The sequence below is a fragment of the Streptosporangium sp. NPDC049248 genome, from assembly GCF_040678965.1.
Classification (GTDB): Bacteria; Actinomycetota; Actinomycetes; order Streptosporangiales; family Streptosporangiaceae; genus Streptosporangium; species Streptosporangium fukuiense.
Genome location: NZ_JBFAQY010000003.1, coordinates 99,078 through 120,173 on the forward strand (window position 1 = coordinate 99,078; position 21,096 = coordinate 120,173).

A 21,096-nucleotide genomic window follows, 5' to 3' on the forward strand; every position below is an offset into this window, starting at 1 on the left:
CGGGTTCGTGATGGCGCGGGAACATTTGTCCAAGACCGATAGTCGACCGCCCGTGCATATTCTCCGCATGAGTGAGTACGACGTTGAGCGTTCGCATGGGATGCACGTGGTCCACGACGGCCCTCGGCAGGCGCGGCCGCTGTTGCTCATCCACGGATCGGGTGCCTCGAGCGGCACCTGGAGCCCGATGGTCCCGGCACTGGCCGACCGTCATCACGTCATCCGGGTCGACCTGCCGGGCTGCGGCCAGTCTCCGCCCGCGCCGTCGTACGACGTGCCCGCGCAGGCGGGCCGGGTGGCGGCGCTGCTCGACGGGCTCGGCCTTCGTCACGTCGCCGTGGTCGGGCACTCCAGCGGCGGCTACGTCGCCACCGCGCTTGCCGAACAACGTCCCGACCTGGTGGGTTCGCTCGTACTGATCAGCAGCGGCCCGAGTCCTGATGCGCTCCTTCGGCAGCCGTTCATCCTTCGGGTCCTGTTGGCCCCGCCTTTGGGCCCGCTCCTGTGGTCGAGGCGTTCGGATGCGATGATCCGCAGGGGGATCAGCGCGACGGCCGCTCGCCCGGTGGACGTCCCGGACGATGTGGTCGCCGAGGTGCGGGGGATCACCTACCGCGTGATGAGGACGGTGCTGCGCCGGAACACCGCGTACATCGCCGAGCGGGGCGTGCCCGAGCGTCTCGCCGCCCTCCGGGTTCCCGTGCTGGTGATCTTCGGCGCTGCCGACCCCCGCTGGGAGCCGTCGTCGGCGCACCAGTACGACGCGGTGCCGAACGCGCGGGTCGAGCTGCTGCCCGGCGTCGGGCACCTACCCATGTTGGAAGCGCCCGAGACGACCGGCGAACTGCTGCTGGGCTTCACGACAACGGCCGCTGACAGCCCGCCCATGATCCCTGAGACCTAGGCTGGTCACGTGTTGTCGACCGGGACGCCATTCCCCTGGGCGGCGGTGGACGTCGCAGTCCCGCGCCCGTCAGGTCGGCTGCCGGGGGTCACCATGGCCGGGTTCCGCCATCGTGCCCCCGGACTCATGGACATCGCCATGGTCGCGCACCCGTCCGTCACCCTGATCGTCGACCTGAGCGAGGGAGAAGGCATCGTTTACGACGTCCATGGCCGGCGCGAGCGCGGCAGTGTCGTCGTCGGGCTCCTTCCCGGCGATCTTCGGGCAGCCGGCTGCGGGGCCGGCGAGTGCCTCCAGATCCGGCTGGAGCCGGTCGTGGCGGGTGCGATGCTCGGCACATCGGCCGAGCTCAGTGGGACGGTGGTATCCCTCAAGGATGTCTGGGGCCGTGACGCCGGGCGAGCCGAGGACAGGCTGCGCGCCGCCGCGTCGTGGGACGAACGGTTCACGATCGCGGTCGAAATCCTCAACCGCCGGCTGGGCGACCGCCCGCCGGTCGACCCGGAGGTCGCCCACACCTGGCGGCGGACACTCGCCGGCCGGGGGCGAGTGCGGATCGACGGCCTGGCGGACGAGGTCGGCTGGAGCCGCAAGCGCCTGTGGTCCCGCTTCCGGTCCCAGCTCGGCATCACCCCCAAACGCGGGGCCCGACTCGTGCGCTTCGACCACGCCGCCCACCTTCTCGCGGCGGGTCACGCCGCGGCCGGCGTCGCCACCCGGACCGGCTACGTCGACCAGTCGCATCTCCACCGCGAGGTCAAGGCGTTCGCCGGGCTCACACTCACGGCCGTGGCCGTCGCGCCGTGGCTCGCGATCGACGACGTCGCATGGCCGGCTTCATCGCCGACCCGGCCATGACGGGCATCCACGGCGCCGGCACGAGCATGGCCGGGGATTGTCGGTCAGGGCGTGTCGCCGTGTCCGTACTCATCGAGTACGACGTTCCGCGCCACGGCCGGTGACGCCTGATGGCTCGAAGCCGTGGACCGTCTTCATGAGATGGCGGTGAGTGTAGGCGTACAGCCCGGTACGGCCGAAAATCGCTTGCCTCGCGTGGTGGGCTCGGGGAACGTGGTGTCCATGACGCTCTGACGGACAGCACCCCGCCACTCCGAGATGCCACGGCGCCGACGCGCCCCGCAACGCTGTCACCCCATACCCCTTTTAGGGAAGAGAGCCTTTTGTCTCAGCAACACTCCCGGCAGGAGTCCCCGCCGCCGTCCACCACGGCCACGGGTCCGGCCACCGTCACCGTGTTCGCCTCCCCCGCGAGCTGGATCGAGTCCGACGCCCTCGCGCAGTGCCACCAGGTGGCCGCCCTCGACGGTATGGTGCACGTCGCCGCCATGCCGGACCTGCACCCCGGCAAGGGCGCCCCGATCGGTGCCGCCATGGCGTCGACCGTGCTGTACCCGTTCCTGGTGGGCTCCGACATCGGTTGCGGCATCGCCGTGTTCCCCATGAAGCTCAAGCGCGCCGTACCCGAGAAGCTCGCCGCCCGCTTCCCCGACCTCGATCGCGCGCTGGATCCCGAGCAGGATGCCGACGACCCGGCCTGGGCCGTGGTGAAGGGCGACATCCCCGCCGGTCACGTCGAGGGCCTCGGGACGGTCGGCCGGGGCAATCATTTCGTCGAGCTGGCGCGGATCGGGACCGTCTTCGATCCGGGCCACGCGAGCCGTCTCGGACTCGCCGACGGCGACCTGGTTCTCATCGTCCACAGTGGTTCCCGGGGGCTGGGCGAACGGATCCTGCGGGCGCACACCGCGGCCTGTGGCGCGGGCCCCGCCCCCGACCCCGGCGCCTACCTGGCGATGCACGACGACGCCGTACGCTGGGGATCGCTCAACCGGCGGTTGATGGCCGCCCGGGTCGCCCATGCCCTGGGGGCCGAGCCCGCCGAGCCGCTCGTCGACCAGTGCCACAACCTGGTCGAGGTGCGCGACGGGGTCTACCTGCACCGCAAGGGGGCGGCGCCGGGTGACGGCCGCGACGTGCTCATCGCCGGTACGCGAGGCACCCCCTCCTACCTCGTGGCCGCCCACGCCGGGCCGGACGCCGGCCATTCCGTCGCGCACGGCGCGGGCCGCAAGATGTCGCGTGCGGACGCCCTGCGCCGGGGCCGGGCCAAGCACACGGTCGAGGAGCTGCGCCGCACACCGGTGGGGTCGCTGGTGGTGTGCGGAGACCGCCAACTGCTCTTCGAGGAGGCGCCGACGGCCTACAAGCGCATCGAGCAGGTGATCGCCGACCTCGTCGACCATGACCTGGCCACGCCCGTGGCCACCACGGTCCCTCTGGTCACCTACAAGACGCCCGATCTCGGGTCCACGCCCCGGCGGGACCGGCGCCGCGAGCGAGGCGCGCGGTGAGCGTCCACCTGCTCCTGTCGGCCGGGCGTGGCCCGCAGGAGTGCGCCTGGGCGCTGGCCCGGCTGCTGCGCCGCCTGGAAGCCGACGCCACCCGGCAGGACCTGGAGACCCATCGGGCCCAGACCGTTCCCGGTGACCGGCCCGGCACCTACCGATCGGTCCTGATCCGGATATCGGGAGCCGGTGCCGAGGCGTTCGCCGCCTCGTGGACCGGAACCCTGTGCTGGCAGGCCCCCAGCCCCTACCGGGCCGGCACAGGCCGGAAGAACTGGTACGTCATCGCCCAACCGTGCCAGGTCGACATTCCGCGCACGACGTTCGCGGAGGCGGACGTCGACATCGTCGCCTGCCGCACCGGCGGCCCCGGCGGTCAACATCGGAACAAGGCCAGCACGGCGGTACGGGCGACGCACCGGCCCTCGGGGATCGTCGTCGTGGTCGACACCGAGCGGCGGTTCAGCCTCAACCGCCGCATCGCCATGCGGTTGCTGCGACAGCGCATCGAGGACGGCGACGAGACGGCAGGGCGCGCCGTCACCACCGCCCGCCGCCGCGTCCACGACGAGCTCGTACGCGGCAACCCCACCCGCATCGAACGCCCGGAGACGCCGAAGCAGGACCTGGCTTCACAGGAGCAGACGCGCCGACGACCGTGACGGTCCACCCGGCCGTGCCCTACCGAGGAGGACGAACGGTTCCGGTCGCCCCTCGGGCACACGCCGGTACCCGTGAGGAGGCCGTCGGCCTGGCCGGTCGATGGCCGTTCCCCACTACAGAGGATCATCAGGTTGTTCGACCGCGGGTGCGGGCGACGGCCCTTCCCGGTTCGCGGTGCCTGCCACTGGGGTGGCCCAGTCCTCTGAGGTGTTCGCCCAGGTCATGGAGCGATACGAGGGCTCCTTCCGGCGATCTGGAGGTCGTCGTCCGCCGGTGAAAATCGGGTGACATCTCGCATCGCCTGCCGCAATGCTGGGGACGGGCGATGAGTTTTGTCGGTGGCGTCCGTCAGTCTTTGCATAACCACGACTTCTCGCGAGACCCAAGGCCGGGGCGCCGGCCCAGCCATGACCGCGTCGTGTCCGACAACCCCGATCGAGGTGCCGTGCTCAGCCCACAGCTCGACTCACCAGCCAAGCCCGCGACCGCCGTCTCAGGTCGCACCCCGGCCGTGATCCGGCTGCTGGTGCTCGCCACGTTCGTGGTCATCCTCAACGAGACGATCATGATCAACGCGATCCCGCGGCTGATGGAGGCGCTGCACATCACCGAGCAGACCGCACAGTGGCTCTCGACCGCCTTCATGCTGACCATGGCCGCCGTCATCCCGATCACCGGATGGTTCCTGCAGCGGGTGTCCACCCGCAGTGCGTACACCACCGCGATGGGCCTGTTCCTGCTCGGCACGGCGTTGGCCGCCGTCGCGCCGTCGTTCGAGGTGCTGCTGGGCGCCCGCATCATCCAGGCGTCCGGGACGGCTGTGATGATGCCGCTGCTGATGACCACGCTGATGCAGGTGGTGCCCGAGACGGACCGGGGCCGGGTGATGGGCAACGTCTCCCTGGCCATCTCGGTCGCGCCCGCCATGGGCCCGACGGTCTCGGGGGTGATCCTCCAGTTCGGGTCCTGGCGGCTGCTGTTCGCCGTGGTGCTCCCCATCGCCGCCGTGATCACATGGCGCGGCCTGAAGCAGCTCAAGAACGTCGGAGAGCCCCGGTTCAGCACCATCGACTGGTTGAGCGTGGTGACCGCCGCCGTCGGCTTCGGCGGTCTGGTCTACGGGCTCAGCTGGTTCGAGGGTGGTGACGTCCGCGTCGCCGTCGCGATCGTGGCGGTCGGCCTGGTGGCCATCGCCGTCTTCGTCGTCCGCCAGCTGGCGCTGCAGAAGCGCGGCGTACCGCTGCTGGACCTGCGTACCCTGCGCCACCGCACCTATACGGTCGCGCTGATCCTGATGTCGGTGGCCTTCATGGCGATGCTCGGCTCGATGATCCTGCTGCCGCTGTACCTGCAGAACGTCCGCGAGCTCAGCCCCCTGCAGACCGGACTCCTCGTGATGCCGGGCAGCCTCGCGATGGGGCTGCTCGGTCCGACCGTCGGCCGCCTGTTCGACCGGTTCGGTGGCCGGGTTCTGGTCATCCCCGGCGCGATCGGGATCACGCTCGCGCTCACCGGCTTCACCCAGGTCACGATGACCATGCCGTTCTGGCAGCTTCTCGGTCTGCACGCGCTGCTGATGGTGAGCCTGGCCGCGACCTTCACCCCGGTGTTCACCCTCGGGCTCGGAGCGGTCCCACCGCCGCTCTACTCCCACGCCAGCTCGATCCTGAGCACGCTGCAACAGGTCTCCGCGGCCGTCGGCACCGCGCTCGTGATCACCGTGATGAGCGCGCGAGCCGAGGCGCTGAGATCCGCGGGAGCCACGGAGGTGCTCGCCAACCTGGACGGCATGCGGCTGGCCTTCGTCATCGGCGCGGTGCTGTCCGTGGTCGTGGTCGTCACCGCCTTGCTCCTACCGGCCCGAGCGGACAGCGCCGACGAGTTCGAGGAGGCCGACCGATGAAGCCGGCGTGACGGCGGTGAAGTGGGGCACCGTGGTCTATCTCCGCCTGATGCCCGTGGACGCCGGTAGACGATCTCGGGCTGGCCGCGAACGCCGGTGTCGGCAAATGTGCCGGACGACCGCGGTGCCCCAGGACGTGATCACGTCCTGGCGCCTTCGGAGCGCCCCGGGTGTGTCGCTCAGCGCTCGCGTCGGCGTCGGGTCTTACCGCCCACTCCGCCGAACAACGCCAGGCCCCTCACCACGACCACCGGCGCCGACGGGTCGACGTCCGAGCTGCCGTGCACGTCGAAACCGCCGAAGATGCCGACGCCGTGGCAGCGCACCTCCGTCCCCTCGGGCACGATGATCTCGGCCCCACCGAAGATCGCGTTAACCGTGATCTCGACCTCTTTCGCCTCGAACTCGGCGTCGGTCAGGTCGAACCGCAGGCCGCCGAAGACGGCCAGCGCTCTGGTCCGCCGCCGCACCCGCCAGCGGCCCTTGCGCTCGGAACCGCCGAAGATGGCGATGATGTTCTCGGGTTCGGAGTTCGCCCCCGGCAGGTAGGACACCGGGTTCGCGGCCGGACGCTGCCGCTCGACCTGCAGGTCATTGGTGAGGACTTCGAGCTCTCCCACGGTCTTGGCCTGGTAGAGCCTGTCCAGGCGCTCGGAGTACTCCTCGTGGCTCAGCTGGCCGGTGCTCAGGGCTTCACCGAGCAGGGTGCTGACCTGCTCCCTGTTGCTGTCCGAGGCGCGCAGGTGCGACATCTGGGAGTCCCTACGCTGAGGGGGATTTTCCATGCTGGTCACGATAGTTCTCATTCATCCTGCCAGGGAACTCACCAAGGGGGTCGGTCACGTTCAGCTCACCCCGCCTCGGTGATGACGGGTTCCTCACGTCGTGTCCAACCTGTACGGCTCCATCTACCGCGGCGGCGAAACGAACCGGTCGAGTCAGCGACCGGATCGGCTACAGCCGTGCCAACCAGTCGGCGATGACGACGAAGTCGGTGTGCGTGAGGCCACGGCGAGGATCAATGCGATGAAGGAGCGCCTGCCCGTGATGGTGTGCGGACACCCAGGCACGATCGGGGTCGGTGATCTCGTCGTCGACCCAGACGAAGGAGCGTCCGGCCGCCCAGTCGACCAGGCCGCGGGTCTTCCAGTGCAGCGGGCCCTTCTCCTCCGAGTCCGGCCAGTCCACTACCGGTAACTCGGGCAGCCCGAGCAACGGGCCGATCACCTCGTTCGCGTCGGCCATCCATGTCGTCGCCCACACGAGGTCGCACGACAACGCCGACAACCGCGGCCCGTGCCGGGGGTCGATCCTGGACAGCAACGGGTTCGCCCCGATCGGCAGCGGAACATGTTCGGCCGCGGCTACCTGATCGTCGTCGCCGCCGAGGCGATCCTGCTCTTCGGCAGACTCCGGGTGCTCGCCGCCTGGGAACGTCCTGAGCAGACCAACGTGGCCTGGGTGGCGTTCGTGGTCGGGGTGCACTTCGTCGCGTTGGCGCCTGTGTGGAAGGACTGGAGCATCGCCGTAGCCGGTGTGGTTCTCACCCTGCTCGGCACCGCCACCTTCGGCTGGCGCACCATGACGGCTCGGACGGCCTAGCCAGGCCGCCTGCCGCGGGAGGGTACGGGCGAATGTCGGGTTTGACCGCCCACGCGGATGAGCCGGAGCGACGCACCGGCTTGCGTTGACGTCAACGTCAAGGTCTAGCTTCGCGTATGGCGGTTCTCAGCCGCTCGGTGTGCCCGGGATGCGGCGGTAGCCTGCCCGATCCTGGGATTCGCCGGGTTTCACCTTCTGGCGTGAGAGGTCTGTGTGGAAGTTTTCATTGTCGGTGCCAGCGGATATGTCGGCGGTGCGATCGCTGACAAGCTCATCGAGCAGGAACATCAGGTTGTCGGGCTCGCCAGATCGGCTGAAGCGGCGGAAGCCCTTCGCCGGAAGGGCGTGAAAGCGCATCGAGGTGAGGTCGGGGACCTCTCGCAGTGGGTCGACAGGGCCGGAGAGGCCGATGCGGTGGTCTTCGCCTGGCTGGCACCCGATTCCGATGCGTTCCGGGACATGGACATCGCTGCCGTTCGGGCGGTGCTTGCCCGGCTGACCGGCAGCGGAAAGGCGTTCATCTATGTGACGGGCTCACTGGGTACGGGTGATACCGGTCCGGATGTCGAGGTCGACGTCGACACACCTGACAACCCCCCGGCTTTTCTTCGCTGGCGTTCCGACCTCGAAGCCGAGATCCGCCGCTCCTCCCACAGCGGTGTCCGGTCGGTGGTCGTGCGTGCCCCCATGGTGTACGGGCGTACCGACGGCTTCATCGCGGGATCTCTTCTCGCCGAGGTCAAAACCTCCGGGCGGACGCACTACGTCGGTGCCGGCGACAACCTGCTGGCCTTCGTACATGTCGAGGACCTGGCGACGTTGTGTGCCCGCGCGTTGCAGGCAGCGCCGGCCGGCGCCCTGTATCTGGCGGCCAACGGTGAATCCTTGTCCTTCAGGGACTTCGCCATGCGGGCGAGTTCCGCACTTGGCGCCGGCGGCGCCGTCGCCTCACTGCCCCTGCAGACCGCCCTCGCCGTCATGGGGCCGTTCGCAGAGGCCCTGACGTACTCCCAGCGCTTGTCCAGCGCTGCCGCCGAACAAGGACTCGGCTGGAGGCCGACCATGCACGGTGTCGACGCGGAACTTCGTTCACTCGGGGCGGCGATGCGGAGCTGACTCCCTCACCTGTGCTGTAGCCAGGTGTAGTCGACCGGCTGGGCGGTGTTCCACTCCGCGGTCAGGTGGGCGTCGACCGGCAGGTAACCGGCTCCCCGGTAGCAGCGCAGCGCTCGGTCGTTGTCCGGGTGCACGCGCATGAAGACGTTCGCGCGGCCCGCCTCCCAGGCCAGCGCGGTCAGCCCGCGCACCAGTTCCCGCCCGATTCCCCTGCCGCGGGCGGCCGGGGCCACGATGAGGTGGGCCAGTTCGACCTCGTCCTCCTCGGCGTCGAGCCACAGTTCCCCGTAGCCGAGCGGGTCGCTGCCCTCGACGAGCAGGTGGGTCCGTACGTCCTCCCCCCGCTGCCAGTCGGCGACGACCCGCGCTGGCAGCGGGAACTCCTGCCGTCCGCACCACATCGCGACCTCCCGCGACGAGGTGGGCCAGCTCGCGACCGTGGCCGCGTGCGTCATCGCGAAGGGCTGTAGATCCATATCCGCCTCATCCATTCCGTACGCCCGGGTCGCCGCCCCCTTAGGCATGTGCCGGGGAACGGCGCGTCGCTGCGCGGGTGAATGTCAATCCTTCGAGTGACGCGGGCGCTCCTCGGCTGCCCGCACAATTCTGGGCATGACTTCGAGCGACCTGCTACTGGAAAGAAAGATCGGCCCGGTCTCCGTCCTCGATGCGGCCGTCGCGATCGGTCTCGCGCTCTGGGCCGTCGGGTCGGCCTGGAACGGTTACGACGTGCCGGTGCCGTTCCTGCTGCTGGCGACCCTGCCGCTGGCCTTCCGCCGGGTGAACCCGCCCGCGGCGCTGGTCGCGACGGCTGTCGGCGGTGTCGGGCTGCTCCTCAGCGGGATCCATCCCCTGTCCAACCTCGCGATCGCCACGTCCGCCGCCCTCGCCCTCTACACCCTGTTCAGGCCGCTGCCGCGGGCGCAGGCCTGGGGGGTGACCGGGACTATCCTGACCGGGCTGTTCATACTGGGCATGCTGCTGCTCTGGAGAGGCAGATTCGAACTCGCCCTTACCGCGGTTCCCATGATCGCGTTCTGTGTCGGCGGTGTCGCGCTCCTGGCCGACCTCGCCCGCGCCCGTGGCGAGGTCAAGGAGGTCCGCCAGGAGAGCATGGAGCAGATGATCGCCGCGCAGCGCGAGCAGGCCGCCATGGCCGAGCGGGCCAGGATCGCGCGGGAGATGCACGACATCGTGGCGCACTCCATCTCCAGGATCGCGGTGGAGGCCGAGACCGCCCCGTACACGATCAAGGATCTCGGCGAGCCGGCGCGCGAGGGCTTCGAGCAGATCGCGACCACCGCCCGCGAGACGCTGGTGGAGATGCGGCGGCTGCTCGGCGTGCTGCGCACCGACGGCGGGGCGGGCGGCACCTCGCCGCAACCGGGCCTGGCACGCGTACCCGAACTGCTGGAAGAGCACCGCAAGGCAGGGGGGACGGTCGATCTCGATGTCATCGGCGATGCCGTCCCGCTGCCCACGGCCGTCGACCTGTCGGCGTACCGAATCCTGCAGGAGGCGCTGACCAACGCCCGCTCCCACGCGCCGGACGCGAACGTGCGCATCGAGCTCGCCTACCTGCAGGACACGCTGGCCATCAGGGTGAGCGACGACGGCCCCGGACCTTCCCCGAACGCGGGCGGCCACGGCCTGATCGGGATGCGGGAACGGGTGGTCATGCTGGGCGGCTGGCTCAACACCGGTACGGCGCCCGAGGGGGGTTTCCTCATCGAGGCGGGCCTTCCGCTGACGCAGGTGGAGGCGGCGGCGTGATCAGTGTCCTGGTCGCCGACGACCAGAGGAGCGTCAGGCACGGTTTCGCCGCGGTGCTGAACGCCCAGCCGGACGTGACCGTCGTGGGCACCGCCGCCGACGGGGCCGAGGCGGTACGGCTGGCCAGGGAGTTCCGGCCCGACGTGGCGCTGATGGACATCAGGATGCCGGAGCTGAACGGCATCGAGGCGGTCCGCCGGATCGTCGCCGACCTGCCCACCCGCGCCCTCATGATCACCACTTTCGACCTGGACGACTACGTGTACGACGCGCTCTCCGCGGGGGCGAGCGGGTTCCTGCTCAAGGATGTCAGGGCGATGGATCTGGTGGAGTCGGTCCGGGTGATCGCGCGGGGCGACGCGTTGCTCGCTCCCCAGGTGACCAGGCGGCTGATCGCCGAGTTCGCCCGGCAGCGATCCCGCTCGCACCCTCCCGCCGACCTCACCCCCCGCGAGCTGGAGGTGCTGCGGCTGATCGCGAGAGGTCTGTCCAACGCCGAGATCGCCGGGGAGCTGGTCGTCACCGAGCACACCGTCAAGACGCACGTCGCCCGGCTGCTGGCCAAACTCGGCCTGCGCGACCGCGCCCAGGCCATCGTCTACGCCTACGAGTCGGGACTCGTCGTGCCCCACGCCTGAAGCGGTGGAACCGCTGTCGGGGTGCTCTGTTCGGCGAACATGAAGTATAGGAATCGCTATCCTTCTGACGTGGATGGTCACTGGCAGGTCTATCACGTCAATGAGGTTCGGGACTGGATCAACGGTCTGCGCCTGACGGATCCGGAGACCTTCGAACTCATCGATGACGCGATCTATGCGTTGAGCCGTACAGGCCCTGCTCTCAAACGACCGCTGGTCGGTAAGATCGAATCCTCTCGGGTGCCCAACATGAAAGAACTGCGTCCCGGTTCCTCGGGGCGCAGCGAGGTTCGTATCCTTTTTGTGTTCGACCCCTGGCGATCGGTCATCCTGCTCGTAGCCGGTGATAAGGCTGGAAACTGGCGAAGGTGGTATCGCACGGCGATCCCGCTAGCGGAAGATCGTTACGAGATCTACGTGAAGGAACGCGCGGAAGAGGACAGGCCATGAGCAGTTACAGCAGGTGGGATCCGGATGCCTACGTGGAACGTGTCGGAGGGGCCGAAGAGGCCGAACGCAGGCATCGTGCTGTCACCGCCCGTGTCGACGCCTACCAACTTGCGGAGATCCGTAAGCAGACTGGTCTCACGCAGGTCCAGCTCGCTGAGCGGATGGGGGTGACCAAGGGCCGGGTCTCCCAGATCGAGCAGGGCAAGGTCTTCACTGTCGAGGCCATTGCCCGTTATGTCGAGGCGCTGGGCGGACGTCTCGATCTGGTGGCCGACTTCGGAGACCACACCTACAAGGTCGGTGGCGCCGAACAGCTCAAGGCGAGCTGATCGCACCGCTCACCTGGAGGTGTCGTCATGGTCGATCGTTCCGCCGGTGGGCGGGCGGGGCTCGCCCGGGGCTGGCGAACGCGGGACGGGCGGACGCTGGTCGCCGGGCCGGTGGAGCCGTGGGGTGCCGGTCCACCCGGCCTCCGCGAGGTCTTCGGCGGTGAGCCCGTCGACCCGGGCGGCGGGGGAGTGCGCACCTACTACGCGCTGGACTCCTCGGGAGCGGTGCACCGGGTGTACGACACCCGGATGTTCTCGCTGGAGGACGAGCTGTACGTGACGGTGTACCGGGTCGAGGGGGACGCGCTGTACGCCCACCACTCCGTCTACGACCATCGGCACGCCGAGGCGCGGCACGAACGGTCGCTCGAATGCGCGGAACTGGTCCCGCTGGCTCCGGCCCAGGTGCCGCCGTTGGAGTCGGTCCTGGCCGCGGTCGCCGAACTGGCCGACCGGGAACGGGCCGAGGCCGCGGTCCGCGAGGGCGGGCTCGACGCGGTACGCGCCGCTTTCGCCTCGGCGCTGCCGGAGCACCCGGGGGACGGTGTGCTCCGGCTGGAGCTGACCCTGGAGGGGGAGCGGCCGGTCGTACGGCTGAGCGGCGGGCGCGTCCTGTGGCGGGCCACCACGACGGACCTCACCCACAGGGAGCTGCTGGCCCTGCTGCGGGGCGTCCTTCCCGCCGGATACGGTAACCGTCCGGTCGAACTCGTACCGTCGCCGGCCATCGTCGACCACGACCTCTGGGATCCCTGGAACTGACGGGGAACTCAGGCGGTCGGCACCACCATGGGGGTGCCGGTGACCGGGTCGGGCACGACGACGCAGGGCAGGTCGAAGACCTCTTCGATGAGTTCGGCGTCGACGATGTCGGCGGGGGCTCCCTCCGCGACGACGCGACCGGCCTTCATCGCCACCAGGTGGTCGGCGAACCGGTGCCGTAGGCCGCCGATGGTGGAGAAGAACGCCCGCAACCCGGCGGCGGTGGCCGCACGTCCCGTCATCGGCCCGGCATCGCCGAACACCGGCGTGGCGTCCCCGGCCGGCGACCGCACGAAGCCAGGAGGGGTACATGGCCGGAACCGGTCGGCGTGGTTGGCGGGACAAGGTGAAGCTGGCGGAGGAGTCGGCCTACGCCTGAAGCGGCAGGGGCGCCGCCCTACTCGCCGGTGACGCCGTCGATTCGCTCGCGCAGCAGGTCGGCGTGGCCGTTGTGCCGGGCGTACTCCTCGATCATGTGGACCAGGATCCAGCGGTGGGAGCAGTCCTCTCCGTGGCGTTTCCGCTTTCCGATGGCGTCCAGCGATACCTCGGCCGAGAGCTTGCGGGCGTGCTCGATCTCGGCCCGCCAGGTGGCGAAGGCCTCCTCAGCGGAGGCGGTGTCCACGTCGTTGAGGTCGGCGTCGGGGTCGTCGGTCTTGTAGAGGAGGGGGACGTCCTCGTCGTTCAGCACGTGACGGAACCAGACGCGCTCCACGTGTGCCATGTGGCGGACCAGGCCGAGCAGCGACAGGGGCGAGGGCGGCGCGGAGCGTTCACGGAGCTGCTCATGGGAGAGCCCCGCGCACTTGACGGCCAGGGTCTCGCGGTGCCAGTCGAGGAAGTTGTTCAGCATGGCGCGCTCGTCGCCGATGAAGGGAGGGTCAACGCGGTTGTCGATCATGATCCACGATTCTCTCACCGGAGAGTAGCGTCCGGCCATGGCCGATGATCCGCTGGAGTCGCTGCGCCGGCTCTGCTTCGCTCTCCCCGAGACCGCCGAACGACTCAGCCACGGCGAGCCGGCCTGGTTCGTCGGCGGCATCCCCTGACCGGACCCCGACCGCGGCGATGACCCGCACCGCTCACACCGCCCTGCCCGATCAATGCCTTGAAACCGCGCTGTCCGCCATGGCCTGCACCATCGCAGGGTGAAAGCAGGTGGATCACCCCTCGCCGACAGCCGTAAGAGTTCGGTGATCAGGAAGCCGCCGAAGAGCTCGGGGCAGGCATCTCCGGGGCGCGGGATCGAGGGGGTGACGAACGACGAACTGAGCGGTCCCGGGAAGCAGCGGATCGGGAAGGGCAAGCGTTCCTAGAGTATGAACGCTGAGATATCGCGGCTGGCGAAATGGGCGTCCCGGGCGCGGGGCCTGCCCGCGGTCCCGGCTGAGGCGCTGCTGACGGCCCTCTACCGCAGCCACAGGCTCGACCTGATACGGCTCGCGGTACTCCTTGTCGGCGATCGGGAGACAGCCGAGGACATCGTTCAGGACGTGTTCGCCCGGTTGCACGGCCGCCGGCCTGAGACTCTCACGCTCGCCTACGTCAGAACATGTGTGCTCAACGGCTCCAGATCGGTGCTCAGACGACGGATGGTGGAGTCGCGCTGGACGGAGAGGGGCAAGGAGGCGCTCGACTCGTCGGAGACGGCCGTGCTGCTCGGGGAGTCGCGCCGGGAGGTGCTGGACGCGCTGGGCAGGCTGCCGAAGCGGCAGCGAGAGGCTCTGGTGCTCCGCTACTACCTGGACCTGTCCGAGTCGGAGACGGCCCGGACCATGCGCGTCAGGGCGAGTACCGTCCGGTCCACGACCGTCAGGGCACTGGCAAGACTCCACCGCGAGCTGGGAGGCAACGCATGAGCAGGATCATCGAGGACCGGCTGCGCGACGCGATGGCCGCCAGGGCATGGACCGTGCGGGACGATGGTCCACCCCCGCCTCTCCCCGGACCGCGCCGCCCCTTGTGGGGGAGGTGGACGTTGCCGCTCGCGGTCGCGGTGGCGACCGTTGCCGTAGTGGCCGGAATCGGGGTGACCTTACGGGGCGGGGAGAGCGGACGGCCGCCGGTGCTCGCGCCCGCGATCGCCCCCGCGCCGCCGTTCTATGTCGCGGCCGTGGTGACCTCCTCCACGGTCGAGACCAAGAACGCGACGCACACCAGCTCGACCCGAGGCCCGCTGGGCGTCTACGACAGCAGGACCGGTGAACGTACGGCGTGGTTGCCCGCGCTTGCCCACAGCCAGGTCGCCGGACTCGGTGACGGCCGTACCTTCTTCATGGCCGGGAGAGAGCGGGAGGGTGCCCCGCTGCGGTTCTATCGGATCACCCTGACATCGGACGGCGAGATCGGTGAGCGGGTCGCGCTGTCGCTCCCCGCCGATCTGCGAACCGAGACGCTTGATGTGCTGGCCGCCTCACCGGACGGGCGAAAGCTGGCGTACAGCGTCAGCAGGCCGGGGACCGACCGGATGCGCGAGGTGCGAGTGGCGGATGTCGTGACCGGCGAGGTGCGTCGCTGGCGTACGGCCAAATCCGGCTCCATCTACCGGATGGCCTGGGTGGGAGGCGCCCGCACACTGGTGTTCTCCTGGCAGGACAACGATCGGCCGTTCGGCCAGGAGGCGATGCTGCTCGACACCTCCGTCGCGGGCCGCGACCTGTTGTCCGCCAAGCCGGTCGACGGCGACACGACCTTCTTCGCTGCCAGGCCCGGCGGATCGAGCTTCGTCACCCAGGAAGGGGGGAGAAATGTGAGGGCTCCCTCCCTGGTCGAATTCTCAGTGACCACCGGTAGGCGAGTGCGCGCGTGGGTTCCCCAGGAGTGGTTCAAACCGGTGGCGTTCGACGCGTCGGGGCGGGTGCTGCTCGGTATCGTCCGAGGTGGGGCTCCTGCCCGGCTGGACGGTCAGCGGGTGACCCGGATCAAGACGCCCGAACTGCCGCAAGGGCAGGACGTAAGCCTGGAAACCACCTGGTAGGGGCATGGCGATGCGCGGTCCCCGTGTTCGGGCCGCCTGGCGGGTGAAGGTCAGGCGGTCGGCACCACCATGGGGGTGCCGGTGACCGGGTCGGGCACGACGACGCAGGGCAGGTCGAAGACCTCTTCGATGAGCTCGGCGTCGACGATGTCGGCGGGGGCTCCCTCCGCGACGACGCGACCGGCCTTCATCGCCACCACGTGGTCGGCGAACCGGCAGGCCTGGTTGACGTCGTGCAGCACCGCGATGATCGTGCGCCCCTCGTCGCGCAGCCGCGCGAACAGCTTGAGCAGCTGGTACTGGTGGGCGATGTCGAGGAACGTGGTGGGCTCGTCGAGCAGCAGGTAGGGCGTCTCCTGGGCCAGCACCATCGCGACCCAGACGCGCTGGCGCTGGCCTCCGGACAGCTCCTCGACGCCCCGCTCGGCCAGTTCCGCGACGCCGGCCGCGGCCATGGCCTGCTGTACGGCCCGCTCGTCCTCGGCCGACCAGGTGGACAGCATCGACTGGTGCGGGTAGCGGCCCCGGGCGACGAGCCGTCGCACGATGATGTTCTCCGGGGCGACCAGGCCCTGGGGCAGGAACCCGACCTGTCTGGCGATGGCCTTGGGCCGGTAGCCGTTCACATCGCGGCCGTCGAAGCCGACCGTACCGGCCGAGGGCTTGAGCAGCCGGACGAAGGAACGCAGCAGCGTCGACTTCCCGCAGGCGTTGGCGCCGACGATGGCGGTGAACGCGCCGTCGGGCACGTCGAGGTTCACGTGCGCCGACACCACCCGCTCGCCGTAGCCGAGGGTGATGTCCTGGGCGGTCAGGCGCGCTGCCACGGTCGCCTCACTTCCTTGAAGAGCAGCCAGATGAGATAGCACCCGCCGATCGCGGTCGTCACCACACCGACCGGCAGCGCGACCGGCGCCAGCAGCAGTTGCGCGATGAGATCGGCGGCCAGTAGCAGCACCGCGCCGGTCAGCGCCGCGGGCACCAGGGGCACCCCGGCCGCGCCGGCGAGGCGGCGGCCGATCTGGGGGGCGGCGAGCGCGATGAACACGATCGGCCCGGCGACCGCCGTCACGGTGGCGGTGCAGCCGACGCCGACCAGCACGATCAGCAGCCGGAGGCGGCCCAGGCCCACACCCGAGGTGACGGCGAGCTCGTCGCCGAGCGCGGCCTGGTGCATCGCCTGCGACAGCGTGACGAGCAGCAGCGTGAGCACGCCGATGACCAGGAACGGCAGGCGCACCTCGTCCCAGTCGACGCCGTTCAGCGAACCCGCGCTCCACCCGGTCGCGGCGAGCGCGACGTCGAGCTCGGCACGGAGCACGATCCAGGAGTTGACCGCGGTCAGGATGGCGTTCATCGCGATCCCGATGACGACCAGCCGCAGGCCGCTGAGCCCCGCGTCCAGCGACAGCAGGTAGATGGCCGCCGCGGTCAGCAGGCCGCCAAGCACCGAACTCGTGGCGAGCTGCGCGGAGGTTCCGCTCAGCACCGTGATCGCGGCCAGCGCGCCGGTGTAGGCGCCCGCGTCCAGGCCGATGACGTCCGGGCTGCCGAGCGGGTTGCGGGTGAGGTTCTGGAAGATCGCCCCGGCCAGCCCCAGGGCGGCGCCGAAGACGAGCGCGGCGGCCACCCGGGGCAGCCGCCACTCCCGGATCACCAGGGCCGAGTCCCCGTGACCGGCGAGCGCCGCGAACACCTCCGGGGGCGCGGCCCAGGAAGGGCCGTGGCTGAGGCCGAGGAAGGCCAGGGCCAGCGCGACGCCGGCGAGCGCGAGCGACATCAGAAGCGTCCGGCGTTCGATCCTGACCGAGTGGGAGCCCGCGCGCAGCACGACGGCGTTCACAGCGACGCCGCCCCGTAGCGCCGTACGACCCAGATGAGCACCGGGCCGCCGAGGAAGGCGGTGACGACGGCCACCGGGACCTCGCCCGTCGGCAGCAGCACGCGCGATCCGATGTCGGAGATCAGCAGCAGGATCGGGCCGAGCACCATCGTGTAGGCCATCAGCCACGGAATCGAGCCGGCGGCCGGCCGGCGGGCCAGGTGCGGAATCATGAGCCCCACGAAGGTGATCGGTCCGGCCACGGCCGTGGCGGCGCCGGCGAGCAGGGTGACGAGTACGAGGACGGCGAGTTTGGTCCGTGCGGTGTGACCGCCGAGCGTATGGGCGACCTGCTCGCCCAGGACCATGGCGTTCAGCGGCCTGGCCACCGCCATGGCACAGACCAGGGCGATGCCGATCGCCAGCAGCGGGACGGTGTGCGACATCTGCTCGCGGCCGGCCAGCGCTCCGACGGACCAGAAGCGGAACCGGTCGAAGACGTCGGGAAGCATCAGGCGCATGCCGAGCGAGAGGCCCGCGAGCACCGAGCTGAGGGCGACGCCGGCCAGCACGAGCCGGAGCGGGGAGGTCCTGCCGACGGAGTAGACCAGGAGCACCGCGAGCACGGAGCCGGCGAACGCGAGCGTCAACTGCGCGGGCTGCGACCCCGCGACGCCGAGCACACCGCCCAGGTTGATGGCGAAACCGGCACCGGCGGTCACCCCGAGGATGCCGGGTTCGGCCAGCGGGTTGCGGGTCAGCGTCTGGATCAGCGCGCCCGAGGCGCCCAGGGCGGCACCGACGAGGATGCCGAGGATCGTGCGCGGCACCCGGACATCGCGGATGATCAGATGATCGTCGGTGCCGGCGTAGTCGGCGAAGGCACGCCAGATCTCGGCCGGTGCGATCGCGCGCGTTCCGACGCTCACGCCGGCCACCGCCACCACGGCGAGCAGTGCGAGGGCCGCGAGGAGGAGTGCGGCCCTCGCCGGTGGATCAGTCCTCAAGCCCGGCAACTCCGCGCTTCCAGTATCCGGTGAACAGCGAGTCCAGCCGTCCCGCGCTCCACGAGCGCAGTGGCTTGATGTCACCCGCCTCCCCGGCCGCGAACAGGAAGGTCCGCTCCTCGGGCAGGGCCAGGGAGCGCACCGTCTCCGCGAGCGAGGAGCGGTCGCCCTCACGGGCCAGCCAGACGACCTCCACCCCGTCGCGTGCCGCGAGCGGGTAGGCGTGCTCGGCGGCGTCGTCGGTCTCGATCACCACCTGGGCCGAGACGTCGGCCGGGGACTCCTCCAGCCAGCGCGCGACCGCGGGCAGCGCGGTGGCGTCGACCGCGAAGACGTAGTGGCCGTAGTTGTGCGGGAACGCCTTGGCCCCCGGCGGACCGGCGATCGTGAGCTCCTCGCCCACCTCGGCGGCGACCGCCCACGCCGACGCGACCCCGCCCTCGTGGAGCACGAAGTCCAGGTCGAGCTCGCCGGCCTCGGCGTCGTACCGCCGCACCGTGTACTTGCGCGTCGTGGGCGACGGCGTCGGCCAGTCGAGCTCCAGGTGGTCGTTGGCGACCGGGTCGCGGCGGGTGCCGTCCGGATCAGGGAAGACGATCTTGATGTGGTCGTCCGCCTGGTAGCTGTGGAATCCTTCGAGCCCGGGGCCGCCGACGGTCAGCCGGAGCAGGCGCGGGGTCACGTACCGGCGCGCGAGCACCGAGACGGTGCGGACCCCGATCGGGTAGCCGATCCGCGCGGTGCCGGTTCCGGACCGGTGGTGGGCGGCGACGCGACCCCTCGGGTCGCTACGGTCGACGCTCATCGGCCGAGCAGCGGCGCGAGCGCCTCATCGATGGCGTCCAGCGTCTTGATGGCCGAGCCGTACGTCGCCGCCTCGGTGTAGCGCAGCGGGAAGACCTTGCCGGCCTTGACCGCGGGCAGGTTCTTCCACAGCTTGGAGTCGAGGACGTACTGCACCGGCTCGCTTACCGAGCCGTCGCTCTCCAGCGTGTAGGTGACGGCGTCGGCCTCGGCGAAACCGTCCGGCAGTTCCTCGATCGAGGGGTACTCGGTGACGTCGAGCGCGCCGCCGCCCTTCTCCTTGACCTCGCCGTAGTAGGTCACACCGATGTCGGAGGCGATGTTGGTGCCCCACGACCCGGCGAACTCGCGGTGGAACGTTCCCTTGGCGATGTCGCCGTAGGCGCCGACGTGGCCGAACTTCACGCCGTCCAGCGCGCCCTCGTACTTCTCGGCGAGCTCGGCGGCCTTCTTCTCGTACGCCGCCTTGGCGGTCTCGAAGTCGCCGAGGCGGCCCGCGGCGTCGGACTGGCGCCGGGACAGCTCGCGCCAGGCGGAGGGGACGGTCGGGCCGATGACGACGACCGGGGCGATGGACTCCAGCCGCTTCATGTCGAGGTCGGCGAGGGCCGGCTTGGGGACGCCGATGACGATCAGGTCGGGCTTGGCCTTGGCGACGGCCTCGTAGTTGGTCTCGGCGGCCGTCTCTCCGGCGATCTTCTCAAGGCCGTTGTACGTCGCGAGGTCATCCTCGGTCATCATCGCCAGACCGCGTCTCCAGCCGGAGATGCCGACCAGGGGGGCGTCGGCCTCGATGAGCGCCGGCACCGCGTAACCGGTCGCGACGACGCGCTTGGGGGCGGCGGGGATCGTGATCTCGCCGTTGTCGGCGCTGAAGACGCGGGTCTCGGGTGCCGCGGCGGCGGACTCCTCGCCGGAATCGGTGGAACCGCAGCCGGCGACCAGGGCGAGGGTGAGGGCCAGAGCGCCGGCCAGGCGCCGGGGCTGTCGGGAGGACATGGGCGTGTTCCTTCAGTGTGCTTCAGAACGGGCGAACAACCCGACCTCATGGTCAGGCGGTACTTAGGTTAGCCTTACCAATACTTTTTCGATGTCGTCGGGAGGCCATCCAATGTCGATGGGAAGTCACTCTGCGACCGGTGCCGGCCACTTCGGGACCGATCCGCTCTGGTGCGAGGAGTACGGCTACGGCCTGGGCACGCTCACCGGTGTCCTCGTGCTCAGGTACCGTTCGGCGGCCGTGCTCGAATTCGGCCAGAGCAGGCAGGACTTCCTGCACCAGCTCTACTGGTCACCCGACGGCATGCTCTCGACCCGGTACGGTGCCGACACGCAGTTCGTGGGCGCGCGGGAGGCGTTCTGGGCCCACCGCGCGGTGAGCCACGAGGTGCGGGCGGCGGACCGGCAGACCGTGTACCGGATCTGCCTGCGCCAGGTGCCCGAGATGCTCGGCGGGCTGCGCGCCGGCGCGGTGTCCATCGACGACGAGGCGGCCCGGCTCGTCCAGGCGATCGCCCGCCCGGGGTACGACGAGCAGGCGGCACTCGTCGCCCGCGAGCGCATCATGGCCGGGCTCGGCGCGTCGACCCGTGACTTCGTCGGCCACCACGCCACCGGTACCGGATTCGCGATGACCGTCGCCCGCGCGCTGTCACACGACCCGGGCGACCCCGTCCGCCTTGAGGAGTGGGCCGAACGGCTGCACGTCAGCGTCAAGACGCTGCAACGCGACTTCGTGCGCGAGTTCGGCATGCCCTACTCGCAGTGGCGAACCAAGTTGCGCCTGCGTGCCTCGCGGGTGCTGCTGGAGGGCCGGCCGGTGGCCGAGGTGGCCCGCCGCGTCGGGTACGCGACCCCCTCGGCCTTCATCACGGCCTTCGCCAGGGAGTACGGATGCACGCCCGGCCGCTATGCCCTGCACGAGGCCGACTCGGCCTGATCGAAGGGACCGCGCACCGCCCGGGACCGGGCGGTGCGCGG

General features: G+C 70.2%; 25 protein-coding genes. 15 read left to right on the top strand and 10 right to left on the bottom strand.

Going from position 1 to position 21,096, the window contains the following annotated elements:
* The first annotated feature begins 67 nt into the window (after positions 1 to 67).
* From AB0K21_RS07100 to AB0K21_RS07120, 5 genes are all read left to right on the top strand, one after another.
* Positions 68 to 904: an alpha/beta hydrolase gene (locus AB0K21_RS07100; protein ID WP_343963032.1), complete on the top strand. Its 837-nt coding sequence runs from the start codon at positions 68 to 70 to the stop codon at positions 902 to 904.
* A gap of 45 nt (positions 905 to 949) precedes the next feature.
* The gene (locus tag AB0K21_RS07105; protein WP_343963030.1) at positions 950 to 1,762 is read left to right on the top strand and encodes a helix-turn-helix domain-containing protein; all 813 of its coding nucleotides are present in this window, start codon (positions 950 to 952) and stop codon (positions 1,760 to 1,762) included.
* 323 nt (positions 1,763 to 2,085) lie between these two features.
* Positions 2,086 to 3,276, top strand: coding sequence for an RNA ligase RtcB family protein (locus AB0K21_RS07110; RefSeq protein ID WP_343963029.1), 1,191 nt, complete (start codon positions 2,086 to 2,088; stop codon positions 3,274 to 3,276).
* The gene (gene prfH, locus AB0K21_RS07115) at positions 3,273 to 3,932 is read left to right on the top strand and encodes a peptide chain release factor H (RefSeq protein WP_343963028.1); all 660 of its coding nucleotides are present in this window, start codon (positions 3,273 to 3,275) and stop codon (positions 3,930 to 3,932) included. The genes AB0K21_RS07110 and prfH overlap by 4 nt, the downstream gene beginning before the upstream one ends.
* Before the next feature lie 419 nt (positions 3,933 to 4,351).
* Positions 4,352 to 5,836 carry an MDR family MFS transporter gene (locus AB0K21_RS07120; RefSeq protein WP_343963026.1) on the top strand — a complete coding sequence of 495 codons (1,485 nt, stop codon included), beginning with the start codon at positions 4,352 to 4,354 and terminating at the stop codon, positions 5,834 to 5,836.
* Positions 5,837 to 6,015: 179 nt separating this feature from the next.
* Here the strand turns inward: AB0K21_RS07120 and AB0K21_RS07125 are convergent, their stop codons facing one another.
* Together AB0K21_RS07125 and AB0K21_RS07130 are read right to left on the bottom strand one after the other, a co-directional pair.
* Positions 6,016 to 6,621: a DUF1707 domain-containing protein gene (locus tag AB0K21_RS07125; RefSeq protein ID WP_343963025.1), complete on the bottom strand. Its 606-nt coding sequence runs from the start codon at positions 6,619 to 6,621 to the stop codon at positions 6,016 to 6,018.
* Positions 6,622 to 6,790: 169 nt separating this feature from the next.
* On the bottom strand, positions 6,791 to 7,159 hold the full coding sequence (locus tag AB0K21_RS07130; RefSeq protein WP_343963023.1) for a hypothetical protein: 369 nt from the start codon (positions 7,157 to 7,159) through the stop codon (positions 6,791 to 6,793).
* Between the two features lie 27 nt (positions 7,160 to 7,186).
* Here AB0K21_RS07130 and AB0K21_RS07135 point away from each other — a divergent pair, with 27 nt between their 5' ends.
* The gene (locus AB0K21_RS07135; protein WP_343963022.1) at positions 7,187 to 7,438 is read left to right on the top strand and encodes a hypothetical protein; all 252 of its coding nucleotides are present in this window, start codon (positions 7,187 to 7,189) and stop codon (positions 7,436 to 7,438) included.
* Between the two features lie 213 nt (positions 7,439 to 7,651).
* Positions 7,652 to 8,554: an NAD-dependent epimerase/dehydratase family protein gene (locus tag AB0K21_RS07140; RefSeq protein ID WP_343963021.1), complete on the top strand. Its 903-nt coding sequence runs from the start codon at positions 7,652 to 7,654 to the stop codon at positions 8,552 to 8,554.
* 5 nt (positions 8,555 to 8,559) lie between these two features.
* On the opposite strand, the gene AB0K21_RS07145 is transcribed toward AB0K21_RS07140, so the two are convergent.
* Positions 8,560 to 9,030 carry a GNAT family N-acetyltransferase gene (locus tag AB0K21_RS07145; protein ID WP_364148546.1) on the bottom strand — a complete coding sequence of 157 codons (471 nt, stop codon included), beginning with the start codon at positions 9,028 to 9,030 and terminating at the stop codon, positions 8,560 to 8,562.
* 136 nt (positions 9,031 to 9,166) lie between these two features.
* On the opposite strand from AB0K21_RS07145, the gene AB0K21_RS07150 reads away from it, so the two are divergent.
* From AB0K21_RS07150 to AB0K21_RS07170, 5 genes are all read left to right on the top strand, one after another.
* Complete coding sequence (locus AB0K21_RS07150; RefSeq protein ID WP_364148549.1) at positions 9,167 to 10,327, top strand: sensor histidine kinase; 1,161 nt, start codon at positions 9,167 to 9,169, stop codon at positions 10,325 to 10,327.
* Complete coding sequence (locus AB0K21_RS07155) at positions 10,324 to 10,965, top strand: response regulator transcription factor (protein WP_343963018.1); 642 nt, start codon at positions 10,324 to 10,326, stop codon at positions 10,963 to 10,965. The genes AB0K21_RS07150 and AB0K21_RS07155 overlap by 4 nt, the downstream gene beginning before the upstream one ends.
* Positions 10,966 to 11,034: 69 nt before the next feature.
* Entirely contained in the window at positions 11,035 to 11,415 is a 381-nt protein-coding gene (locus tag AB0K21_RS07160) for a type II toxin-antitoxin system RelE/ParE family toxin (RefSeq protein ID WP_343963017.1), read from the top strand.
* Positions 11,412 to 11,744, top strand: a complete 333-nt coding sequence (locus AB0K21_RS07165) for a helix-turn-helix transcriptional regulator (protein ID WP_364148553.1) — start codon at positions 11,412 to 11,414, stop codon at positions 11,742 to 11,744. The genes AB0K21_RS07160 and AB0K21_RS07165 overlap by 4 nt, the downstream gene beginning before the upstream one ends.
* A gap of 27 nt (positions 11,745 to 11,771) precedes the next feature.
* Entirely contained in the window at positions 11,772 to 12,506 is a 735-nt protein-coding gene (locus tag AB0K21_RS07170; RefSeq protein ID WP_343963015.1) for a hypothetical protein, read from the top strand.
* Positions 12,507 to 12,514: 8 nt separating this feature from the next.
* Here AB0K21_RS07170 and AB0K21_RS07175 read toward each other — a convergent pair whose 3' ends face one another.
* Positions 12,515 to 12,748, bottom strand: a complete 234-nt coding sequence (locus AB0K21_RS07175; RefSeq protein ID WP_343963013.1) for a hypothetical protein — start codon at positions 12,746 to 12,748, stop codon at positions 12,515 to 12,517.
* 155 nt (positions 12,749 to 12,903) lie between these two features.
* The gene (locus AB0K21_RS07180; RefSeq protein ID WP_343963012.1) at positions 12,904 to 13,407 is read right to left on the bottom strand and encodes a DinB family protein; all 504 of its coding nucleotides are present in this window, start codon (positions 13,405 to 13,407) and stop codon (positions 12,904 to 12,906) included.
* A gap of 418 nt (positions 13,408 to 13,825) precedes the next feature.
* Between AB0K21_RS07180 and AB0K21_RS07185 the strand changes: the two genes are divergently transcribed.
* A complete protein-coding gene (locus AB0K21_RS07185; RefSeq protein ID WP_343963011.1) occupies positions 13,826 to 14,365 on the top strand; it encodes a sigma-70 family RNA polymerase sigma factor in 540 nt (179 codons plus the stop codon).
* Positions 14,362 to 15,483, top strand: coding sequence for a hypothetical protein (locus AB0K21_RS07190; protein ID WP_343963010.1), 1,122 nt, complete (start codon positions 14,362 to 14,364; stop codon positions 15,481 to 15,483). The genes AB0K21_RS07185 and AB0K21_RS07190 overlap by 4 nt, the downstream gene beginning before the upstream one ends.
* Before the next feature lie 50 nt (positions 15,484 to 15,533).
* Here the strand turns inward: AB0K21_RS07190 and AB0K21_RS07195 are convergent, their stop codons facing one another.
* From AB0K21_RS07195 to AB0K21_RS07215, 5 genes are read right to left on the bottom strand one after another with little or no spacing between them, the layout of a single operon-like run.
* On the bottom strand, positions 15,534 to 16,310 hold the full coding sequence (locus tag AB0K21_RS07195) for an ABC transporter ATP-binding protein (protein WP_343963009.1): 777 nt from the start codon (positions 16,308 to 16,310) through the stop codon (positions 15,534 to 15,536).
* On the bottom strand, positions 16,295 to 17,326 hold the full coding sequence (locus AB0K21_RS07200; protein WP_343963008.1) for an iron chelate uptake ABC transporter family permease subunit: 1,032 nt from the start codon (positions 17,324 to 17,326) through the stop codon (positions 16,295 to 16,297). The genes AB0K21_RS07195 and AB0K21_RS07200 overlap by 16 nt, the downstream gene beginning before the upstream one ends.
* Positions 17,323 to 18,312 (bottom strand): iron chelate uptake ABC transporter family permease subunit, encoded by a 990-nt coding sequence (locus tag AB0K21_RS07205; RefSeq protein WP_364148560.1) that lies wholly within the window; start codon positions 18,310 to 18,312, stop codon positions 17,323 to 17,325. Before AB0K21_RS07205 ends, AB0K21_RS07200 begins: the two co-directional genes overlap by 4 nt.
* A complete protein-coding gene (locus AB0K21_RS07210; protein ID WP_343963006.1) occupies positions 18,302 to 19,117 on the bottom strand; it encodes a siderophore-interacting protein in 816 nt (271 codons plus the stop codon). Before AB0K21_RS07210 ends, AB0K21_RS07205 begins: the two co-directional genes overlap by 11 nt.
* Positions 19,114 to 20,115 carry an ABC transporter substrate-binding protein gene (locus AB0K21_RS07215; RefSeq protein WP_364148563.1) on the bottom strand — a complete coding sequence of 334 codons (1,002 nt, stop codon included), beginning with the start codon at positions 20,113 to 20,115 and terminating at the stop codon, positions 19,114 to 19,116. Before AB0K21_RS07215 ends, AB0K21_RS07210 begins: the two co-directional genes overlap by 4 nt.
* A gap of 118 nt (positions 20,116 to 20,233) precedes the next feature.
* On the opposite strand from AB0K21_RS07215, the gene AB0K21_RS07220 reads away from it, so the two are divergent.
* On the top strand, positions 20,234 to 21,055 hold the full coding sequence (locus AB0K21_RS07220; protein WP_343963004.1) for an AraC family transcriptional regulator: 822 nt from the start codon (positions 20,234 to 20,236) through the stop codon (positions 21,053 to 21,055).
* Positions 21,056 to 21,096: the final 41 nt, after the last annotated feature.

Bases quoted from the DNA above. Each gene is read 5' to 3' on its own strand.
- AB0K21_RS07100 (WP_343963032.1), top strand. From the start codon at position 68: ATGAGTGAGTACGACGTTGAGCGTTCGCATGGGATGCACGTGGTCCAC.
- AB0K21_RS07125 (WP_343963025.1), bottom strand. From the start codon at position 6,621: ATGGAAAATCCCCCTCAGCGTAGGGACTCCCAGATGTCGCACCTGCGC.
- AB0K21_RS07135 (WP_343963022.1), top strand. From the start codon at position 7,187: ATGTTCGGCCGCGGCTACCTGATCGTCGTCGCCGCCGAGGCGATCCTG.
- AB0K21_RS07145 (WP_364148546.1), bottom strand. From the start codon at position 9,030: ATGGATCTACAGCCCTTCGCGATGACGCACGCGGCCACGGTCGCGAGC.
- AB0K21_RS07150 (WP_364148549.1), top strand. From the start codon at position 9,167: ATGACTTCGAGCGACCTGCTACTGGAAAGAAAGATCGGCCCGGTCTCC.
- AB0K21_RS07165 (WP_364148553.1), top strand. From the start codon at position 11,412: ATGAGCAGTTACAGCAGGTGGGATCCGGATGCCTACGTGGAACGTGTC.
- AB0K21_RS07170 (WP_343963015.1), top strand. From the start codon at position 11,772: ATGGTCGATCGTTCCGCCGGTGGGCGGGCGGGGCTCGCCCGGGGCTGG.
- AB0K21_RS07175 (WP_343963013.1), bottom strand. From the start codon at position 12,748: ATGACGGGACGTGCGGCCACCGCCGCCGGGTTGCGGGCGTTCTTCTCC.
- AB0K21_RS07180 (WP_343963012.1), bottom strand. From the start codon at position 13,407: ATGATCGACAACCGCGTTGACCCTCCCTTCATCGGCGACGAGCGCGCC.
- AB0K21_RS07185 (WP_343963011.1), top strand. From the start codon at position 13,826: ATGAACGCTGAGATATCGCGGCTGGCGAAATGGGCGTCCCGGGCGCGG.
- AB0K21_RS07190 (WP_343963010.1), top strand. From the start codon at position 14,362: ATGAGCAGGATCATCGAGGACCGGCTGCGCGACGCGATGGCCGCCAGG.
- AB0K21_RS07210 (WP_343963006.1), bottom strand. From the start codon at position 19,117: ATGAGCGTCGACCGTAGCGACCCGAGGGGTCGCGTCGCCGCCCACCAC.
- AB0K21_RS07215 (WP_364148563.1), bottom strand. From the start codon at position 20,115: ATGTCCTCCCGACAGCCCCGGCGCCTGGCCGGCGCTCTGGCCCTCACC.
- AB0K21_RS07220 (WP_343963004.1), top strand. From the start codon at position 20,234: ATGGGAAGTCACTCTGCGACCGGTGCCGGCCACTTCGGGACCGATCCG.